General features: G+C 67.8%; 19 protein-coding genes and 1 tRNA gene. 9 read left to right on the top strand and 11 right to left on the bottom strand.

From position 1 onward, the window contains the following. Positions 1–17 precede the first annotated feature (17 nt). Entirely contained in the window at positions 18–1,073 is a 1,056-nt protein-coding gene (locus tag ACK4SE_RS04195) for a substrate-binding domain-containing protein (protein ID WP_409689084.1), read from the top strand. Between the two features lie 81 nt (positions 1,074–1,154). On the opposite strand, the gene ACK4SE_RS04190 is transcribed toward ACK4SE_RS04195, so the two are convergent. Together ACK4SE_RS04190 and ACK4SE_RS04185 are read right to left on the bottom strand one after the other, a co-directional pair. Next, the gene (locus ACK4SE_RS04190; protein WP_409689082.1) at positions 1,155–2,237 is read right to left on the bottom strand and encodes a glycosyltransferase family 4 protein; all 1,083 of its coding nucleotides are present in this window, start codon (positions 2,235–2,237) and stop codon (positions 1,155–1,157) included. 91 nt (positions 2,238–2,328) lie between these two features. Then, positions 2,329–2,790, bottom strand: a complete 462-nt coding sequence (locus tag ACK4SE_RS04185; protein ID WP_409689080.1) for an Lrp/AsnC ligand binding domain-containing protein — start codon at positions 2,788–2,790, stop codon at positions 2,329–2,331. 112 nt (positions 2,791–2,902) lie between these two features. On the opposite strand from ACK4SE_RS04185, the gene putA reads away from it, so the two are divergent. After that, positions 2,903–6,010 (top strand): bifunctional proline dehydrogenase/L-glutamate gamma-semialdehyde dehydrogenase PutA, encoded by a 3,108-nt coding sequence (gene putA / locus ACK4SE_RS04180; RefSeq protein WP_409689078.1) that lies wholly within the window; start codon positions 2,903–2,905, stop codon positions 6,008–6,010. Between the two features lie 81 nt (positions 6,011–6,091). After that, the gene (locus ACK4SE_RS04175; protein WP_409689076.1) at positions 6,092–8,002 is read left to right on the top strand and encodes a hybrid sensor histidine kinase/response regulator; all 1,911 of its coding nucleotides are present in this window, start codon (positions 6,092–6,094) and stop codon (positions 8,000–8,002) included. On the opposite strand, the gene ACK4SE_RS04170 is transcribed toward ACK4SE_RS04175, so the two are convergent. The 3 genes from ACK4SE_RS04170 to rpmB all read right to left on the bottom strand — a co-directional run bounded on the left by ACK4SE_RS04170 (position 7,960) and on the right by rpmB (position 9,385). Further along, a complete protein-coding gene (locus ACK4SE_RS04170; protein WP_409689074.1) occupies positions 7,960–8,412 on the bottom strand; it encodes a very short patch repair endonuclease in 453 nt (150 codons plus the stop codon). The genes ACK4SE_RS04175 and ACK4SE_RS04170 overlap by 43 nt on opposite strands. Positions 8,413–8,478: 66 nt before the next feature. Beyond that, positions 8,479–8,967: a peroxiredoxin gene (locus tag ACK4SE_RS04165; protein WP_409689072.1), complete on the bottom strand. Its 489-nt coding sequence runs from the start codon at positions 8,965–8,967 to the stop codon at positions 8,479–8,481. A gap of 121 nt (positions 8,968–9,088) precedes the next feature. Next, a complete protein-coding gene (gene rpmB / locus ACK4SE_RS04160; protein ID WP_409689070.1) occupies positions 9,089–9,385 on the bottom strand; it encodes a 50S ribosomal protein L28 in 297 nt (98 codons plus the stop codon). 226 nt (positions 9,386–9,611) lie between these two features. Between rpmB and ACK4SE_RS04155 the strand changes: the two genes are divergently transcribed. Continuing rightward, a complete protein-coding gene (locus tag ACK4SE_RS04155) occupies positions 9,612–10,076 on the top strand; it encodes a DUF3617 domain-containing protein (protein ID WP_409689068.1) in 465 nt (154 codons plus the stop codon). Positions 10,077–10,097: 21 nt separating this feature from the next. On the opposite strand, the gene ACK4SE_RS04150 is transcribed toward ACK4SE_RS04155, so the two are convergent. After that, positions 10,098–11,765, bottom strand: a complete 1,668-nt coding sequence (locus ACK4SE_RS04150) for a hypothetical protein (RefSeq protein WP_409689066.1) — start codon at positions 11,763–11,765, stop codon at positions 10,098–10,100. A 155-nt stretch (positions 11,766–11,920) separates the two neighbouring features. Here ACK4SE_RS04150 and ACK4SE_RS04145 point away from each other — a divergent pair, with 155 nt between their 5' ends. Further along, positions 11,921–12,880, top strand: coding sequence for a tetratricopeptide repeat protein (locus ACK4SE_RS04145; RefSeq protein ID WP_409689064.1), 960 nt, complete (start codon positions 11,921–11,923; stop codon positions 12,878–12,880). A gap of 55 nt (positions 12,881–12,935) precedes the next feature. On the opposite strand, the gene ACK4SE_RS04140 is transcribed toward ACK4SE_RS04145, so the two are convergent. Beyond that, positions 12,936–13,472, bottom strand: a complete 537-nt coding sequence (locus tag ACK4SE_RS04140) for a CarD family transcriptional regulator (RefSeq protein WP_409689062.1) — start codon at positions 13,470–13,472, stop codon at positions 12,936–12,938. A gap of 308 nt (positions 13,473–13,780) precedes the next feature. Further along, positions 13,781–14,122, bottom strand: a complete 342-nt coding sequence (gene fdxA, locus ACK4SE_RS04135; RefSeq protein ID WP_409689060.1) for a ferredoxin FdxA — start codon at positions 14,120–14,122, stop codon at positions 13,781–13,783. A 166-nt stretch (positions 14,123–14,288) separates the two neighbouring features. Here fdxA and ACK4SE_RS04130 point away from each other — a divergent pair, with 166 nt between their 5' ends. Beyond that, a complete protein-coding gene (locus ACK4SE_RS04130; protein ID WP_409689058.1) occupies positions 14,289–14,915 on the top strand; it encodes a YceI family protein in 627 nt (208 codons plus the stop codon). On the opposite strand, the gene ACK4SE_RS04125 is transcribed toward ACK4SE_RS04130, so the two are convergent. Both ACK4SE_RS04125 and ACK4SE_RS04120 read right to left on the bottom strand, forming a co-directional pair. Continuing rightward, the gene (locus ACK4SE_RS04125; protein WP_409689056.1) at positions 14,899–15,183 is read right to left on the bottom strand and encodes a S4 domain-containing protein; all 285 of its coding nucleotides are present in this window, start codon (positions 15,181–15,183) and stop codon (positions 14,899–14,901) included. The two genes, ACK4SE_RS04130 and ACK4SE_RS04125, sit on opposite strands and share 17 nt — an antisense overlap. Beyond that, on the bottom strand, positions 15,180–17,660 hold the full coding sequence (locus ACK4SE_RS04120; protein ID WP_409689054.1) for a helicase-related protein: 2,481 nt from the start codon (positions 17,658–17,660) through the stop codon (positions 15,180–15,182). The genes ACK4SE_RS04125 and ACK4SE_RS04120 overlap by 4 nt, the downstream gene beginning before the upstream one ends. Positions 17,661–17,925: 265 nt before the next feature. Between ACK4SE_RS04120 and ACK4SE_RS04115 the strand changes: the two genes are divergently transcribed. Continuing rightward, positions 17,926–18,360, top strand: coding sequence for a DUF983 domain-containing protein (locus ACK4SE_RS04115; RefSeq protein WP_409689053.1), 435 nt, complete (start codon positions 17,926–17,928; stop codon positions 18,358–18,360). Here ACK4SE_RS04115 and ACK4SE_RS04110 read toward each other — a convergent pair. Beyond that, positions 18,334–19,128, bottom strand: a complete 795-nt coding sequence (locus ACK4SE_RS04110; protein WP_409689051.1) for a sulfotransferase — start codon at positions 19,126–19,128, stop codon at positions 18,334–18,336. The two genes, ACK4SE_RS04115 and ACK4SE_RS04110, sit on opposite strands and share 27 nt — an antisense overlap. A 66-nt stretch (positions 19,129–19,194) precedes the next feature. Between ACK4SE_RS04110 and ACK4SE_RS04105 the strand changes: the two genes are divergently transcribed. After that, positions 19,195–19,271: transfer RNA gene (locus tag ACK4SE_RS04105), tRNA-Arg, on the top strand. A gap of 6 nt (positions 19,272–19,277) precedes the next feature. Next, positions 19,278–19,541: a glutathionylspermidine synthase family protein gene (locus ACK4SE_RS04100; RefSeq protein ID WP_409689049.1), complete on the top strand. Its 264-nt coding sequence runs from the start codon at positions 19,278–19,280 to the stop codon at positions 19,539–19,541. Positions 19,542–19,550: the final 9 nt, after the last annotated feature.

Genomic DNA, 19,550 nt, shown 5'->3' with positions numbered 1-19,550 from the left:
AATCGGAGACTGAAGGCATGAGATCCTATCTGATCGTAGCGGCGGCGGCCGCCCTTCTGGCCGGCTGCGGTGACGGCGCCGGTGGCGGCGCGGGCGCCCAGCGCGACACCGTCTGGGTGGCCGGCTCGTCCACCGTTTTCCCCTTCACGACCCGCGTGGCCGAGAACTTCGCCCAGCGCAGCGGGGGCGTCGCCCCGCGCGTCGAATCCCTCGGCACCGGCGGCGGCATCGCCGCCTTCTGCGCCGGCGTGGGCCAGCAGACCCCGGACATCGCCAACGCCTCGCGCCGCATGAAGGCGTCGGAGTTCGACCAGTGCGTGGCCAACGGCGTCACTGACATCATCGAGATCATGATCGGCTATGACGGCATCGTCATCGCCACGGCCCGCGACGGCGCTGATTTCGCCTTCACGGGCGGCGACCTGTACCTGGCCCTGGCCAATGAGGTGCCCGGCGGCGGCGGCTTCGTCGCCAATCCGAACGCCCGCTGGGATCAGGTTCGCGCCGGCCTGCCGGCCCAGCGCATCCAGGTCTACGGCCCGCCGCCGACCTCGGGCACCCGCGATTCCTGGCTGGAGCTGGGCATGGCCCATTCGGCCGAAGCGGTGCCGCAGATGGCCGCCCTGGCCGCAAGCGACCCGGACCGCTTCGAGACCCTGTCCCATACCCTGCGGGAGGACAGCGCCTGGATCGACGCCGGCGAGAATGACAACGCCATCGTCCAGACCCTGACCCGCACCCCGGGTGCGCTCGGTGTGTTCGGCTTCTCGTTCCTGGAGCAGAACCGCGATGTGGTGAAGGCCGCCAGCATCGACGGCGTGGCGCCGACGGTCGAAACCATCGCTTCGGGCGAGTATCCGATCAGCCGTTCCATGTTCATCTACGTCAAGAAAGCCCACATCGGCGTGATTCCGAACCTGGAGCAGTTCGTTGCCGAATATGTGTCCGAGAACAGCATGGGGCGTGGCGGCTATCTGCAGGATCGCGGCCTGATCCCGCTGATGCCGGACGCCTTCGCCGCACAGCGCGAGGTGGTCGCCAGCCAGACGATCATGACCCGCCCGGAAGACTGACCCGGCACAAGGCCTGCAACGACAAACGCCGCGAGCCTTCTGGTTCGCGGCGTTTTTCTTTGTCTGTCTTCCCAGGCGGGCTCAGGCCGCCTTGCCGCGCACCCGGGCCAGACGCCGCAGGCGCCGCCACAGCCGGGTCTTCTGCGGCTCTGGATAGGGCTGCAGGTTCTCCACAAACTGCTCCGCTGAGGCGCGCCAGCTGAATTTCTCCGCATAGGCGCGCACGGCCTCGGGATCCATCTTGAGGGCCTCGAGACACGCTGACTTCAGATCATCGTCGATAGCGCCGGCGCTGGAGCCGGGAATGATGTCGATGGGCCCGTGGGCCGGATAGGCGGCCACGGGGGTGCCCGCGGCCATGGCCTCCAGGATCACCAGTCCGAAAGTGTCCGTCCAGCTGGGGAACACGAAGACATCCGCATCGGCGAAGCAGCGTGCCAGGTCCTCGCCGAACCGTGCGCCCAGAAATTTGGCCTCGGGGTAACGGGCCTCCAGATCAGCCCGCGCCGGGCCGTCGCCCACCACGATCTTGGTGCCCGGCAAGTCCAATTTGAGGAAAGACTCGATGTTCTTCTCCACCGCCACCCGGCCCACGTTCAGCCAGAACGGGCGCGGCCAGTCCTTGCCGCCGAGTTCTTCATAGATGGCCTCGCGGTCGGGCCGGAACAGGTCGGTGTCCACGCCCCGCGACCACGGCGAAACATTCCTGAAGCCGTGCTCGGTCAGCTCGTCGCGCAAGGTGGGGGTGGCCACCATCAGCCGTCCCGACGGCTTGTGGAACCACTTCATATAGGCGTAGCCCACCTGCACCGGGATCGGGAACCGGGCCGAGACGTACTCGGGGAATTTGGTGTGATAGCTGGTGGTGAACGGCAATTTCCATTCCACGCAGATGCGCCGCGTGGCGATGCCGATGGGCCCCTCGGTGGAGATGTGCACCGCCTCGGGCTCGAAGGCGCGCAGGCGCTCGCGGATCTCCTCCTCGGCGCCCAGGGCCAGCCGGATTTCCGGATAGGTGGGGCAGGGAATGGTCTTGAATTGCCCCGGCTCGATGACCTCCACCTCGTGGCCCATGGCGCGGCATTCGGCGACCGTGCGGGTCAGGGTGCGGACGACGCCGTTCATCTGGGGTTCCCAGGCGTCGGTGGCCAGTACGATGCGCATTAAGAGCTTCAGCTCCCCGTTTCCGAAGGGCGACAGGATTAACGCCTAACCGCGACAAACGCGAGACATGATCCGCGTCCGGAGGGGCGCATCAAATCGGCAGGATCGGGATGCTCTTGATCTCCTCCATAACCGCATAGGTGCGGGTCTCCCGCACCCCCGGCATCTGCACCAGAACGTCGCCCAGAAAGGCGCGATAGGCGTCCATGTCGGCCAGCCGCGCCTTGATCAGATAGTCGAAGCCGCCCGCCACCATATGGCATTCCATGATCTCAGGCGTTTTCCGGGCCTGGGCGGCGAAGGCGTCGAACAGATCGCCGGTGGTGCGATCCAGGACCACCTCGATGAAGATCAGCAGGCCGCGATTCACCGCCGCCGGGTCGATCAGGGTGGAATAGCCCAGGATCACCTTGCGCTCTCGCAGCCGCTTGACCCGCTCCAGACAGGCGGCAGGCGACAGGTTGCAGCGCTTGGCCAGCTCGGCGTTGGTGATCCGCCCATCCAGCTGAAGCGTCGTGAGAATCCGGCGGTCAGTGGCATCCAAATCATGCATTCGGCGTTCTCGCTTCCAAACCAAATTATGTTCGGTCTCGGTGGGCAAGATACAGAGGATATTTCTTCCCGCCCAGCGTATGGGGAGCCGCACACCTCCGGAGTCGATACGCGTGACGAACTGGGACGCCCTGGATCAATTGAAGTTCCGCGACGAGCGGGAGGCCGTGGCCGACCTGCTTGCGCGCATGCCGCTGGACCCCGTCGAGCGGGGCGCGGTGGTCGCCGAAGCCATCTCCCTGGTCGAGCGCGCCCGCGCCGCCGCCAACCGTCAGGGCGTGGTCGAGGGGTTCCTGCAGGAATACAGCCTGGGCACCCGCGAGGGACTGGCCCTGATGTGCCTGGCGGAGGCGGTGCTGCGCACCCCCGACGACGAGACCCGCGACCGCCTGATCGCCGAGAAAATCAGCTCCGCCGACTGGGCCAGCCATCTGGGTCAGTCCGACAGCCTGTTCGTCAACGCCTCAACGTGGGGCCTGATGCTGACCGGCAAGCTGGTAGATGTGGACGACGACGCCCGGCGCGATTTGCCCGGCTTCCTGGCGCGCGTCGCCGGCCGCATCGGCGAGCCGGTGATCCGCCAGGCGGTGGTTACGGCGGTCAAGATCATGGGCGAGCAGTTCGTGCTGGGCCGCAACATCGCCGCCGCACTCAAGCGCGCAGATCGCAATGAGTGGCTGTGCAGCTTCGACATGCTGGGCGAGGGGGCCCGCACCGCCGCCGACGCCGAGAACTACGAGCGCATCTACGCGGGCGCCATCGAGGCCGTCGGCAAGGCACGCCCCAAGGGACAGGGCCCGGAGGACGGCCACGGCGTCTCGGTCAAGCTGTCGGCCCTGTCGCCCCGCTACGAGGCCATTCAGGAAGGCCGGGTCTGGGACGAGCTCTATCCCCGTGTGCTGCGCCTGGCGAAGCTGGGGGCAAAGTACAATCTGAACTTCACCATCGACGCCGAGGAAGCGGATCGCCTCGTCCTGTCGCTCAAGCTTCTGGACCGGCTGGCCCACGAACCCGGACTGGGCGACTGGACCGGTCTGGGTCTGGCGGTTCAGGCCTATCAGAAGCGCGCGCCCCAGGTCATCGCCCTCCTCGCCGACCTGGCCCAGCGGTCCGGCCGTCGCCTGATGGTGCGTCTGGTCAAGGGCGCCTACTGGGACACCGAGATCAAACGCGCCCAGATCGCGGGCCGCGTGGACTATCCCGTCTTCACCACCAAACAGGCCACCGACCTCAACTTCCTTGTCTGCGCCGAGGCGATGATCCAGGCTGCGCCCCACATCTATTCCCAGTTCGCCACCCACAACGCCCACACCCTTGCGGCGGTGAACCGCATGGCGCGGGAACGGGAGGTGCGCATCGAGTTCCAGCGCCTGCACGGCATGGGCGAGGCGCTCTATGACGCCGCCCGCCATACCTGGAACGAGGGCGCAGAGCCGGTGGTGCGCGCGTATGCCCCCGTGGGCGGCCATGAAGAATTGCTGCCCTATCTGGTGCGCCGCCTGCTGGAGAACGGCGCCAATTCGTCCTTCGTCCACGCCCTGCTGGACGAGCGCGTCCCGGCCGGCGACGTGGCCGCTGACCCCATCTCCGCCGTCGAGGCCCAGCCCGACCGTCACCCCAAACTCCCGGTGCCCAGAGACATGTACGGAAACCGTCTGAACTCCCTCGGCCGCGACTACTCCCAGGCTGAAGACCGCGAAATCCACGCGCAGGCGCTGGAGGCGCTGGACCGTGAGAAGTTGAACGCCGGCCCCTTCATCGGCGGCGCCCTGAAGGCTGGCGAGAGCCCCCGGGATGTGACCAACCCCTGTGACCGCGCGCGTATTCTGGGCTATGTCTCCGAAGCCACCGCCGCCGATGTGGACGAGGCCATCCAGCGGGCGGCCAACGCCCAGGTGGCGTGGGACCGCGCGGGCGGCGCCGCGCGCGCGGTGGTGCTGCGCGCCATGGGCGACGCCCTGGAGGCGGACATGGACCGCCTCATCGCCCTGCTGTGCCGCGAGGCGGGCAAGACTCTGGACGACGGCGTCGCCGAGGTGCGCGAGGCCGCCGACTTCTGCCGCTACTACGCCATGCTGGCCGAGCAGCAGTTCGGAGGTCCCGAGGATCTGATCGGCCCGGCCGGCGAGACCAACCGTCTGGTCCTGCACGGCCGGGGCGTGTTCGCCTGCATCAGCCCGTGGAACTTCCCCCTCGCTATCTTCACCGGTCAGGTGGCTGCGGCCCTGGCCGCCGGCAACGCCGTGCTGGCCAAGCCCGCCGAACAGACGCCGCTGGTGGCCTGCGAAGCGGTACGCCAGTTCCACAAGGCGGGTCTGGATCCCGATCTGCTGGCGCTGGTCCCCGGCCGGGGGGACACCGTCGGCGCGGCTCTGGTCAATCATCCGGGCATCGACGGGGTGGCCTTCACCGGCGGCACCGAGACGGCCTTCGCCATCAACCGCTCCATCGCCGCCCGTCAGGGCCCGATCATCCCCTTCATCGCCGAGACGGGCGGGCTCAACGGCATGTTCGTGGACACCACGGCCCTGCGCGAACAGGTCATCGACGATGTGATCGTCTCGGCCTTCGGCTCGGCCGGCCAGCGCTGCTCGGCCCTGCGTATCCTGTTCATCCCCAAGGCCAACGCCGACGATTTCATCCAGCGTCTGGCCGGGGCGCTGAAGACGCGCGTGGTCGGCGATCCGGCTGATCCGTCCACGGACATTGGCCCGGTGATCGACGCCGACGCCCGCGACATCCTGGAAAAGCACGTCCAGCGGCTGGAGAAGGAAGCGAAAATCGTCGCCCGCGCCGACCTGCCCGAGGGTGCCGGGCGTGGCGACCTGTTCGCCCCGGTGATCGCCGAGATCCCCACGCCGGACTTCCTCGAAAAGGAGGTATTCGGCCCGATCCTGCACATCTATCGCTACGATCCCGACAATCTGGAGGAGGTCGCGCGCAAGCTGGCCGGGCGCGGTTATGGTCTGACCCTGGGCGTGCACAGCCGCATCGACGCCTTCGCCGCCGATGTCATGGCGCTGGTCCCTGCGGGCAACGTCTATGTAAACCGTTCCATCACCGGGGCGGTGGTGGGCGTCCAGCCCTTCGGCGGCGAGGGGCTGTCGGGCACCGGTCCCAAGGCGGGGGGCCCCAACAGCCTGATCCGCTACGCCTCGGAGAAGGCCATCAGCGTCAACATCGCGGCCCAGGGCGGCGACCCGGCCCTGCTCAATCTGTGACCCTTGCGTTGACTCCACGTTAGGGCGTCTACGGCAGAGTACCCGCCACCGCCGCCGAAAGGCGCGCAGACGGGCGTATCCATGGCTCACGACGCCGCCATTCATGACGAGGCCTTCGCCGACGCGGTTCGGCGTCGTCGCAAGAACCTGCCCATCCGCATGGGCGTGTCTGTCGTAGGTGTTCTGGTGTTCGCGCCCATCATCGGTGCCGGGCTCGCCCTTGCCTGGATCGCGGCGTATTTTGTCGTTCAGTTGATCGACGCCCTGGCGTGTTCGCCTATTACCTCGGGCCGGACGGAAACCCTGTCTCTGTGGCGCAAGCTGATAGCCTGGCCCGCGATCGCCGCCAGCACCCTGGTCTACGGCTTCTTCGCCCTGCCTCTGTGGAACCTGGGCGGACTGGCGGGCGGCATATGCGCGGTGCTGGTCCTGACCGGAGGGGTCATGAACGCCCTGATGGTGTCGGGACGGTCATCGCTGATGCTGGGCTTGTATCTGACGCCCCTGTTTTTGTATCTGGCGGGAACGCCGCTGCTGATGCTGGCGGAAGGCGCGGGCCGCGCCGAGGCCACGGCGGCGGCTGTCGTCGCCTTCACGATTCTCGCCTTCGCCCTCGCCGCCTACACCGGCAACGCCCGACTGGCGGAATCGGAACGGCAGGCCCAGCGCGATTCCGACCGTCGCCGTCGTGAGGCGGAAGCCGCCGTCGCCGGCAAGTCCGCCTTCGTGGCCACTGTGAGCCACGATCTCAGAACACCTCTGTCCGCCATTCTGGCCGGTGCTCACGAGCTGGAGGCGAAGGCCCGGGACGCGGCCTCGCGCGAGAACGCCGCCCTCATCGGCGAGGCCGGCCGCATGATGAAGAATCTGCTGGACGATCTGCTGGATCACGCCAAGCTGGAGGCCGGGCGCATGGAGGTGGAGGCGCGGCCCTTCAACCTGCGCCAGGTTCTCTCCCGCACCATTCGGCTCTGGCAACGCGAGGCCGCTGAACAGGGCCTGAAGCTGCGACTGGAAGGCGCCTCCCAGACGCCCGACTGGGTCGTGGGCGATCCGACCCGCATCCGTCAGGTTCTGAACAATCTGATCTCCAACGCCCTGAAGTTCACCCAGGACGGCACGGTGACCGTGCGCATTCGCGCCTGGGACCAGGACGGCTCGGTCGCCTTGACCCTCGACATCATCGACACCGGCCCCGGCATGAATGCGGCTCAGTTGGCGCGGTTGTTCACCCCGTTTGACCAGACCGGCGACGCGGTCTCCGCCCGGCACGGCGGGACCGGCCTGGGTCTCAGCATTAGCCGCGATCTCGCCCAACTGATGGGCGGGTGGCTGACCGCGCGTAGCGCCAGGGGCGAAGGCGCGACCTTCACGCTGGCCTTGACGCTGCCGCGTACATCCGCCCCGAACGCCCCGCTTATGGCGGCGCCCGAGGCGCGTGACCGCATCGCCCAGAGCCGTCCGCTGGCGGTCGAAAGGCGGCCGGAGAAGCCCGATCGTATAGCGTCTCCGCCGGATATGGTTTCGCCCGCGCCGGACCCTGCCTCCATGCCGCCGCCTGTCGTCCCGGAACAGCCCGAAACCGAGGTTGCTGACAGGCCGCTGCGCGTGCTGGTCGTGGACGACCATGAGATCAATCGCCGGGCGGTCCAGTTGATCCTGACTCCGCTTGCCGTCGAGCTGGCCTCGGCCGCCGACGGGATGGCCGCCCTGAAGGTGTGCGAGGTCCAGACCTATGACGTCATCTTCATGGACGTGCGCATGCCCGAACTGGATGGCCGCGAGACCACGCGGCGTCTGCGCGCCGGTGACGGGCCGAACCGCGCCACGCCGGTGATCGCGGTCACCGCCGATACCGCCCAGGAAGACATCGACGCCTGCATGGCGGCTGGTATGGACTATTTCGTCTCCAAGCCCCTGACGCCGGCGGCCCTGCTGGGTGCCCTGGATCACGTCCTTGCAGAGGCAGCGCGCGAGACCGAGGCCGCCTGAGGGCTCAGGAAGACCCGCAGGCGCGTCTCCAGCACCGCCGTATCCTTCAGGTCACATTCCCAAAGGATCAGCACTCGCCAGCCGTCGAGGGTCAGCGCCTGTTCGGACGCCCGATCCCGCTCCCTGTTCCCCCCGATCTTGGCGCGCCAGTAATCGGCGTTGGCCTTGGGTTCCCGGGCGCCCCGGGCGCAGTCATGGCCGTGCCAGAAGCAGCCGTGGACGAAGATTATCGCCCGGCGTCCCTTCATCACCACGTCCGGGCGGCCGGGCAGGTTCTCCCCGCCCAGACGATAGCCGACGCCCAGCGCGCGAAGCGCTCTCCGAACGGCCATTTCCGGGCCGGTGTCACGACCCTTCACCCGCCGCATCACGGCGCTGCGCTTCTCGGGTGTGAAGACGTCAGTGGTCATGATTGGGGGCGTCAGCGCCTTGCCCTCAAGCAGCGAGCCGCCGCGCGGCGAGCGATAGGGCGCTTGTCAGCTGAGCTGCGCCAGCAGATGCTCTGCCGAGGACACCCTGAACTCGCCGCCCTGCTCCACATTCAGCTCGGTCACCACGCCGTCCTTGATCAGCATGGAGTAGCGTTGCGATCGGTGACCCATGCCGAAGCCCGTGGCGTCCAGCTCCAGGCCCAGCTTCCTGGTGAAGTCGCCGTTGCCGTCGGCCAGCAGGAGGATGTCGTCGCCGCTCAGGCCCTGCTGCTCGGCCCAGGCGCCCATGACGAAGGGGTCGTTGACCGACACGCCCACGATCCGGTCCACGCCCTTGGCCTTCAGCTCGTCGCGCTTGTCCTTGAAGCCCGGCAGGTGGCGGGCCGAGCACGTGGGGGTGAAGGCGCCGGGCACGGCGAACAGCACGGTGGTGCCTTGTCCGAAAAGCTCGGTTGTCTTCACCGGTTTGGGCCCGTCGGGCGTCATGGTGGCGAGGGTCGCGTCGGGCAGATGGTCGCCGGGCTTGATGGTCATGGATGGCTCCTGGGCTTGTTCCTTGCGACAGATAGAGGCCCCTGATGACCATTCCAAGCGGTGCAAAGCAAAAGGGCCGGCGTTTCCGCCGGCCCTTCGAAATGCTTGATCGCTCGCCTGATCAGGCGGCGGCCTGTTCCGCCAGCTTGGCGCGCACCTGACGCTTGATGCGCTGGGCCTTGACCGACAGCTGCTCGTCGCGGGCCTTGACGATGAACACGTCCAGGCCGCCCTTGTAGTCCAGGGTGCGCAGCGCCGCGTTGGAGATGCGCAGGGAGAAGGTCTGACCCAGCGAGTCCGAAGCCAGCTTGACCGTCTTCAGCGACGGCAGGAACCGGCGCTTGGTCTTCACATTGGAGTGGCTGACGCTGTGGCCGACCATCGGGCCGATCCCGGTGAGTTCGCAACGACGCGACATCGTCAAAATCCTTGGCAGGCGGGCGGGCTGATCGGCCGCGCGGCGCATGAAACAGTGGCGCGCAGGGCAGGGCTCCCGCGCGAGAGGGGGCCGTATAGGCGCACCGACCCCTTTGCGTCAAGGGCTCGGGAGTCTTTCGCCCGGCGGGAGAACTGCCATTGTTCAGCCCCCGTTCAACCGCCATCTGTAGGATCGACTGTCAACATCGCCGCAAGAAAGAGCGACCATGACGACCATGACTACAAAGCGACGCGCCCTGACGATCGGCTCCGGCCTCGCCGCCGTGGCCGCACTGTCGATTGCGACGGGCCCCCACGCCCAGACCCCCGCGCCCGACCAGCCCCAGCCGGGGTACTGGGAGTACACCACCAGTGTGATGGGCGTGCGAGACACCGAGCAGAAGTGCGTGCGCCCGAGCGAGATCAACCGCTTCTTCAATGGCCTGTCCACGCGCCGCTGGCAGTGCACCTACCCGGTGCGCCAGGTCGGGGGCGGCAACTCCCGCTTCGAGGGCACCTGCCAGGACCGGCGCGGGCGAACCGTCAATGTGCGGCTGACGGGCCCGTACACCAGCGAGAGCTTCCGCTTCAGTGGCGGCGCCCAGCTGACGCGGGGCACGCCCTACATCCCGGCCAGCATCACCGCCCGCCGCATCTCGGCCCAGTGTCCCGCAAACGCGGAGTACTTCTGACCGCGGCGAGGCCGCCGGGAGTCAGGATTGATCCCCCGCGGCCGCCGATGCGGACTTCGCCGCTTCGATACGCTGCAGCAGCTGGGTGAAGGCCGCATCCGTCGGCTCCAGTCGGACGGCCGCAAACGCCGCGTCCCGGGCCTCGTCCAGGCGGTCCAGCAGGAACAGGGCGCGTGCTTTCAGCCAGTGCGCCTGCCCCGCGTCGGGCTGGAGGGCCAGCGCCCGATCGGCCATCGTCAGTGCGGCGTCGGCGGCTGAGGCCCGCTCCTGTGCCAGCAGCTTGCGTCCAAGAAAGACCAGCGCGGGGGCCGGGGCGTCTTCCCTGTCGGCCATCCGGCGAAGCGCCGCCAGGCCGTCCTGGTCACGGCCCAAGCGATACAGTTGACGGGCGTGAGCGAAAAGATCGTCGGGACCCGCGTCCGGCAGGTCCGCCAGCCGTTCGGTGACCACCCCGGCGCCGGCCTCATCGCCGATCTTTCTGCGGTGCGAAAGGCAACGCAGCAGGAACGCCCGATCCGACATCCGCCGGATGATCAACTCGGGCCGCACGTCCAGTCGGTAGGAACGCAGCAGCAGGGTCTCGATATCGGTCCGGCCGACCCCTGTCGCCACGTCGTGCAGCCTCAGCATGTGGTCGACCATGTCGTTGGAGCGCCGCTCCATGGCCAGCAGCCCGGAGCGTCTCTTGTTTTCGTCGCCGACTTTCCCTGTCGTCACGCCCTGATCGGTCCGCCACGCTTCAAGATGGCCTCGCACCCTCTGGAACACCGCTTCCTCGTCACGGGTGTTCACCCAGTACGCATTCAACAGGAACCCCAGTTGACGACGAACGACTTCCGGTTGCGGGCCCGCCGGCGCTTCAAACGCGGACGCCAGGGTGTCGAGGCTCGCGATCGGTGTCGTCATGTGCGCGTACTCGCTGCCCGCCACGCTGAAAACAGGCTTGCCGTGAACAAGCGCCTGAACCCCGACCCCTGAGTTCGCCGCCAGCACCGCCGTGCTGGAGGCGATCAGGTCATGAACGGAGGCGTCCGACACGGCGACGAAATCCGAGCGAGCCGCCGCTTCCAGGGCCTGGGCGATGTGGTCAGAGGTGCAAAGGGGATGGCGCTTCACCACCACCGGCCGCTGCAGACGTTCAGCCGTCTGTTCAAGCGCCTCCAGCACCTCGAACTGGGCGAAGCGACTGAGCTTCAGCACCTCGTCGTCATTCACCTGCAGCGGATAGAAGACGGCGAAGCTCTCCGGTGGCGTCGTCCCGGGAGCCCGCTCCGGCTGAGCGTAGCGCGAGAGGTTCTCTGTTCGAAAGCGATGTTGATAACCGGCGATGACGGCGTCCGCGGCGGCCAGATCGTAGTCGGCGCCGGCGGCCTGCAGGGTGGGGTCATTGGCGAGGGCGCACCAGCCGCTGTAGCCGCAAGGGTCAAGGTACCAGAGATCCGGCAGGGCGGCGCCCTTGATGCAATAGGCGCCCGGTCCGGGGTCTCGGGCGTGGTAGGCGTAATGCAGCCCCTCGGCAGGATCGGGCCGGGTCAGGGTGTCTGAATAGGGCCGAAACGGTCGCGCCGCGATCTCGCAGCCCAGGCGCGACAAGGCGGCGAACAGGCTGACATAGGTCGTCCGCACGTCGGCCCGATCCGGATCGTCCGACTTCCAGAAATAGTTCGGAATGTCGACAAAGACCTTCACTTGCGCGCCTTGGCTGCCTGCGGACCGTCATTCACCTCAGCATAGCCTGCGCTGCCGAAGGCAGGCGAGCGCTCCCTTGGAAAAAAGCCTGCGTCTTGCAGGAACGCGCGTGCCCCCGCGCCGGTTGGTCTCCGCCGAAACGGAGCGAAGGTTCATTGAACAGCACGAATCTGACCGGTGTTTATCTGGATGACCGGGGCGGCGACGTCCTGTTCGTCACCTTCAGCCACCGCAACTGGACGCCGGCCAGCGGCAAGGAATACTGGGGCAAGGAACCGCTGGCGAAACTCGGCGTGTCGACGCTGGGGCTCATCGCCAGAACGCGCCACTGGTATCCGGAAGACGACACGCGCTCGCTGCTGGACGGAATCGCCGGGACCGGCCTGTTCCGAAACCGGCGGATCATCACCTACGGCACCAGTATGGGCGGCTACGGGGCGGTCAAGTACGCCTCCCAGATCGGCGCAGAGGTCGCGCTCGCCATCGTGCCGCAGTGGTCCATTGATCCGGCTGAAGTCGGCCATGTCGATCCCCGATACGTCAGCAGTTTCGTGCCGGAGCTTCACCGGGACATGCGGATAACCGCCGGTGACATGGCGAAAGAGACCCATGTGATTTACGACCCGCTCTTTCCCATGGATCGTTTCCATTTCGAACGACTGGCGCAAAGCGGCGCGGCTGTCAGACCGGTCGTCGCAACAGGGCAAGGCCACGCGCCGGGGTTCGTACTGGCGGAGGGTCGGCAGGGCGGTGCGCTGCTCCGCGCCTATGCCCATGGCGCGCCCGAGCCCTGGCGAGACGCACGCAATGCCCTGCGCGCCGCCCGCCCTGGATCCTTCAGCTATTTCCAGTCCATGGCCAAGACCCTGAGGTCTGCCGGCCAGCCCGGGAAGGCTGTGCGCTATCTCGATGAGGCGCTGAGACTGCGGCCGGACTCAGCCCGCGCCCACTGCCAACGCGCCGCGTGCCTAGCCCGCATCCACCATTTCGATGAGGCGGCTGAAGCCCTGGACCGGGCCGAGGTTTTCGCCACAGCTCCGGAGCTGGCCCGCATCGCTGATCTGCGTGGAGGTATGGCGCGGATGATGAAGAAGGCGGCGCTACGGGGTCAGTAAAGCAAAACGCCCGACCTGAGGGCCGGGCGTTCTGACGACGGAAAACGGGAAAGGATCAGGCCGCTTCGGCTGCGGGCGGCGTGATGGCCTTCTTGGCGCTCAGCGACTTGGCCAGCAGGGCCACGGCTTCATCCTTGTCGATGCGGTTGGCGGCCGCCACTTCGCGAGCCATGCGGTCGAGCGCCGATTCATAGAGCTGACGCTCGGAATAGGACTGTTCCGGCTGGCTCTCGGCGCGGTGCAGGTCGCGAACCACCTCGGCGATGGAGATCAGGTCGCCCGAGTTGATCTTGGCTTCGTATTCCTGGGCCCGTCGCGACCACATGGTGCGCTTGACGCGGGCGCGACCCTTGAGGGTCGTCAGGGCCTTGGTCACCACGTCCTCGGCTGCCAGCGAACGCAGGCCGGCGGTCTTTGCCTTGGCGGTGGGGACGCGCAGGGTCATCTTCTCGTGGTCGAAGGTCACCACATAGACCTCCAGCGACATGCCCGCGACTTCCTGGGTCTCGACCGCCGCCACCTTGCCGACGCCATGCGCCGGATAGACCACGCTGTCGCCCACCTTGAATTCCAGACCGCTCTTGCTCGTCATATCAAATCCTTTCAGCGGCGAAGACGGGGCGTTCGTCCAGGGCACGGGTCATCGACGGCGATTCAGGATCGCCGGCGATCAGCATGCAAAAACTAGAAACGAGAACGGGACACCCAACCTCTGGCCGATCCCGCCTTCCGGGGCGGGATTCTTTAACGAACGCGGGCGGCGCGCTGTAAAGCGGCGACCGCCCGACCCAATGAGGGATAATCTATCACAAAACCGCACAATTTCAAAATGTCCGCGTTGCACGGTCGGACATTCGCCGCCGGGAGCGACCATGGCGGAATTGAGGCGCGAAAAGCGGCTCAGGAACCCTTGCCGGGGGCCGTAGAGAAATACTTCTCGAACTTGCCCGTCTCGCGCTCGAACTGCTCCTTGTCGGCCGGAGGTTCGCCCTTGACGGTGATGTTGGGCCAGACCTTGGCATACTCCGCATTGACCTGCAGCCACTTGCCGTCGGGCTCGTCTTCGGTGTCAGGCTTGATGGCGTCCACCGGGCATTCCGGCTCGCAAACGCCGCAGTCGATGCACTCGTCCGGGCTGATGACGAGGAAGTTCTCGCCTTCGTAGAAGCAGTCCACCGGACAGACCTCGACGCAGTCCATGAACTTGCATCTCACACAGGCGTCGGTGACGATGTAGGTCATCGAAGGTTGCGGGTCCGGTCGCGGTTTCAGGAACGGGTCGCGGAAATGGCCCCGGCGCGCGGTCAAGTCAACCGCAGTTCCTCTGGCGCGGACAGGCAGAGCCCCTATCTGTAACTCTGGCGATTGCCGATCCGGCGCGCCGTTTGCTCACAGAGGGATCAAATCCATGTCGACATTCCGACCCGTCGCCTTCGCCGCCATCCTCGCCGCCGCCGCGACCGCGGGCGCCGTCACCGCCCAGGACCCGTTCGTCACCGACCCGGCCCAGGTGCGCGCCGGCGTCTATGATCTGGACGCCAGCCACGGCAAGATCACCTGGTCGGTCAGCCACCTGGGCTTCTCCACCTATGTCGGCCAGTTCGTGAACGTCTCGGGCGAACTGACCCTGGACCCCGCCAATCCGTCCAACAGCGCCCTCAGCGCGTCCATCCCGCTGGGCGATGTGGCCTCCAATGACGACGCCCTGGACGGGCACCTCCTCACCGCCGACTTCTTCGACGTTGAAAACCACCCCACGGCCACCTTCATCGCCACCTCCGTCGTGGTGGATGACGACGATGCGGACGAGGCCACGGTCACCGGCGACCTGACCCTGCGCGGCGTCACCCGGCCGGTGGTGATGGAGGTCGAGTTCAACCAGGCCGGCGTGAACCCGGTCAATCAGCGCTACACCGTCGGCTTCGACGGCGAAGCGACCATCCGGCGCTCGGAGTTCGGCATCGCCTACGGCCTGCCCCTGCTGGGGGACGAGGTGAAGCTCCACATCGAAGGCGAGTTCATCCTTCGGGACTAAGGGTTGAATAAAGGGCGCGGGCCTCATCGGGCGGTCCGCGCCTTTCGCCCAGCGCGGCGATGCGCACCGACGTCACCCGCCCGCCGATGGCGAACAGCAACTCGTCGCCGACCCGCACCGGGCGGCCGGGCCGATCCACGCGCTGCTGAGCGCCCCCACGGGTGACGCGCACCCGGCCCGCCTCCACAAAGGCGGCCGCGAGAGCCCGGGTCCGCATGAACCGCGCCCGATGAAGCCATACGTCCAGCCGACAGGCCTCGTCGCTCATTCAGGGCGCCCCGCGCCCCTGCGGCGCCTGCGCCGCCGGGCGGGGGGCGGCGAGGACGCGTTCAGAATCGCGAGGGCCGCAAAGGGCGAATCCTTGACCTGCCCGGTCTTGGCGGGCTTGCGCTTGGGCGCCTGTCTCAGCGCGTTCAGGATCGCGCGGCCCTGATCCTCGCTCCATCCCAGTTCGGTCAGGGCGGCGTCCGACAGGACCGGGCGCCCCCTGTCATTGCCCGCCAGTTCCGCCATGCGCTCCAGCGCCCCCACTGGAACCAGCCACGGTCCGACGGCGCGCAGGCCGAACGCTGACAGCGCGCGGGGCGCGGGCAGGGGGGCGGGCGCGGCGATGACCGCGCCCGGCGTCGCCCGGAAAGGCTGGTCCGCCACATGGGCCTGCATCAGCCCCTGCGCGCGCGGCTTCAACAGGGCGGGCAGCCAAACCGAATGGGCGCCCACGCGCACGGCCATGGCCTTCAGGGTCCGCCGCTCCACCTGGCTCAGGGCCGCCAGATCGGCCTGCACCGTGCGCCGATCGATCAGGCCTCCGGCCTCGATCAGGCGGAAGGCCAGCCCGCGCGGCAGGCCTTTCAGGCTTCCGCTGGCCGTCAGGTCGCGCAGCCGCTTCAACGGTCTAAGGGCCCGGCCCGCCTCGGCCGCCAGCCAGGCCTCGAGGCGCCGCACCGCCCGCTCGCGGGCCGGCGCGGGCCCCAGGTCGCCCAGCAGGCTCACACGGGGATTGAACGGATCGCCCCCGGTGATGCGCGCCGCGATCTCGCCCCGCCACAGCACCGCGCCGTCCGGCAGCACCGAAAAGACTGTGTCCTCGTCGGCGGCCAGCCTCCCCAGCCGCCGCGTGATCTCCGGCCCTACCGCGTGCCGCGCGGCGGCGCGCAAGGCGCGGTCCTCAAGGCCCGTGGCGCCCCGCTCGGGCGCGAAGGCCACGCCGGTCAGGCGGCCCACGGCCTGGCCCTCGACCACAACCTGCCCGTCCCCCTCGATCTCGGTGGCCATGTCCTCGCGCACGTTAAGCGCCCGCATCAGGGCGGTGGTGCGCCGGTCCACGAAGCGGGCCGTCAGCCGCTCGTGCAGGACGTCGGACAGCCGTTCCTCCAGCACCCGCGCGCGCTCGCGCCAGTGCCTGGGATTGTGCAGCCAGTCGGGCCGATTGGCGATGTAGGTCAGGGTCCGCACCGCCGCCAGACGCGCCGACAGCTGGTCGATCTGGCCGTCGTCCCGGTCCGCCTGGTCAAAGCGCGCGGCGAACCAGTCCTCGGTCAGGCGGCCCCCGCGACCCGTCAGGGCCTTGAACACCGTCAACGACAGCCGCGCATGCTCGTCCAGCGTCGTCTTCTGGAAGTCGGGCAGCTGGCACGCTTCCCACAGCCGCATCACCGCGCCGCGCGACCCGGCCACCCGCGTGACCGCCTCGTCGTGCATGAGCCGGCGCAGCACCGTCTCGTCCAGCGCCTCGCCCGACAGGCTCAGGCCGTCGCGCCCGGGCGTCACCGTCAACGAGCGCAGCAGGTCCGGCAGGGTGTCGAAGTCCAGTCGGGCGTTGCGCCACTCCGCCGCCAGAACCGGGTCGAAATGGTGCTCCACTACCTGTTCGACGATGTCCTCGTCGATCTCGTCGCATTCGCCCGTGACCCCGAACGTGCCGTCTCGCAGATGCCGCCCGGCGCGCCCGGCGATCTGGCCGATTTCGTGGGCGTGAAGCCAGCGGGTGCGCCGCCCGTCGAACTTCCTCAAGCCCGCGAAGGCCACATGGTCCACGTCCATGTTCAGGCCCATGCCGATGGCGTCGGTGGCCACCAGAAAGTCCACCTCGCCCGACTGGAACAGCGCCACCTGGGCGTTGCGGGTGCGGGGGCTCAGGGCGCCCATGACCACCGCCGCCCCGCCCCTCTGGCGGCGGATCAGCTCCGCGATGGCATAGACCTGATCCGCCGAGAAGGCGACGATGGCCGAGCGCGGTGGCAGGCGGGTCAGCTTCTTCGATCCTGCATAGCTCAGGGTCGATAGCCGCTCCCGCGACACGATCTCCGCGTCCGGAACCAGCCGCCTTACCAGCGGCGCCATGGTCCCCGCGCCCAGGAACATGGTCTCCACTTGACCGCGCGCGTGCAGCAGCCGCTGGGTGAAGAGGTGCCCGCGCTCGGGATCGGCGCACAGCTGGATCTCGTCCACGGCCAGAAACTCGACCGTCTTCTCCAGCGGCATGGCCTCGACCGTGCACACCCACCAGTGAGGCCGGGGCGGTATGATCTTCTCTTCACCGGTGACCAGCGCCACCGACCGGGCCCCCATGCGCGCCACGATGCGGTCGTAGATCTCGCGCGCCAGCAGCCGCAGCGGCAGGCCGATCATGCCCGAGGCGTGGCCAAGCATCCGCTCGACCGCCAGATGGGTCTTGCCGGTGTTGGTGGGCCCCAGCACCGCGGTGACGCGGGACGGGGCCATGCCGGTGGGGCGGTCGTTCATGACTTCCCCAAGGTGGCGATTTCCGCGCCGGGTCTCAAGCGTCGTTTCCGCCTTCGCTCTCAAGCGTAAACAGCTACGTCTGTGCGGCGGGAACAGGGACGAAACGAATCAGGACCGAATCACCGACGTCGGGCGATTCAGGCTTTGTTCTATACAAAATATTGTATCTTAACGGGGTTTAACCACTAGTCACAATCGCGACGGCGCGGCGTTGTAGCGCGGCGCCCGATGCTGCCGAACCGCAGGCAAGCGCCTATATGGGGGCATGGTCGATCCCTCTCCGCCTGCCCAGGCCCAGCCCCCCCAATGGCCGACGCTGTCGCCGCTCAAGACCGGCCTCGCCTGCCGCTGTCCCCGCTGTGGGCAAGGGGCCTTGTTCAAGGGCTTCATCACCGTACGCCCGGCTTGCCCGGAATGCGGCCTGGACTACAGCTTCGCCGACCCGGCCGACGGCCCGGCCTTCTTCGTCATGTCGGGGGTCGGCATCGCGGTGACCCTGATGTTCCTGTGGATGGAGATCGCCTTGCGCCCGCCCATGTGGGTGCATTTCATCTTCACCCTGCCGCTGTTCGTGGTCGGCTGTCTGGCCACCCTGCGCCCGGTCAAGGCCTGGCTGGTCAGCGAGCAGTTCGTGCGCAAGGCGTCCGAGGCCGAATTCTCGTTCCTCGGCCGATCAGGTCCGAAACAGCCCGACGCCTGACCCGGCCCGTATCTCGTCCTCAATCCACGGGAAGTGCGCCCTCACCACCGCCATGGCCTGACGGTTGCGGGCGATGACCCTCAGGTCGCCGGGCGGGGGCGGCGAAGGCGCGACGCCAAGCTTGGCCTCGGCCGAGTTGGTGTTGCCGATCGCCTCCAACGGCTTGCGGAAGGTCTGGGCTGAAATGCCCAGCGGGGCGAACAGCGTCTCGTCCAGCCAGGCGGCGCGGTCCGGTGCGTGGATCATGGCGTCGAGATTGAACAGCAGCACCCGCTCCGGCGCGACCTGCAGCATCCGTTCCCAGGCGGCCACGGACCGCAGCCAGGACTTGAGGAAACCGCTCGCCCTGTCGAACCCGCCCCACGGCATCACCCGGTAGGATCGCCACACGTGGAAGGGATTGCGCAGGCAATAGACATAGACGGGCAAACCCTCCGGATGATCGAAGATCGCCTCGTAGCCGTCGAAGTGGCGCTCGTGATGGGGCGTCTTGTGGCCGAACCAGATGGCGTCGGGCCGGTCCATGGGCCGCGCAGGCGTGATGTCCCGAAACACCGACCGGGCCAGACGATAGATCCGGTCGGGCTGATCCGCCGGCGCCCCCGCGCGCACGTCCGAAAGCCAGCTCAGGGTCCCCGGCGCGATTTCACGCGGGATTTCCCCCTGCAACTCCACCACCCCGGCGTTGGCCAGCAGATTGGCGCACATGCGCGTCCCCGACCGGCCGAAGCCGCACACGATCAGGGGGCGGGGGTGGGTGAAGTCCATCAAACCCTTCCAAATCGAGACGGCTGCTTTTCACACGCGGCGCCAGCCGCTAGGAACCCCGAACGTGGCCCCGTAGCTCAGCTGCATAGAGCAAGGCTTTCCTAAAGCCGAGGTCGGAGGTTGGAGTCCTCCCGGGGTCGCCACTCATTGTGCGCAAGCCGCTGTTCTCGCGCGAGGGCGCCAATATCTCGATCGTCGAGGGCGCGGTTCGCGAAGAGGGGCTGGACGCCGGCTATGGCGAGGGCCGCCACATCCGTCAGGCCCTGCAAGCCCCGCCGCTGTTCGACGGCCAGCATGTCATCGTCGGCTCGTGGCTGGTCGGCGACAAGCCGGCCGGGATCGCCCTGCGCGACGACCCCGGCCGCATCACCCGCAACACCTCACGGTTCGTGCCGCACTTCATCCGGGACTGAGGCCTCCCC

It is taken from the genome of Brevundimonas sp., from assembly GCF_046293315.1.
Classification (GTDB): domain Bacteria; phylum Pseudomonadota; class Alphaproteobacteria; order Caulobacterales; family Caulobacteraceae; genus Brevundimonas.
The sequence above is the reverse complement of the archived record's forward strand: the minus strand, read 5'-3'. Positions and strand labels throughout refer to the sequence as shown.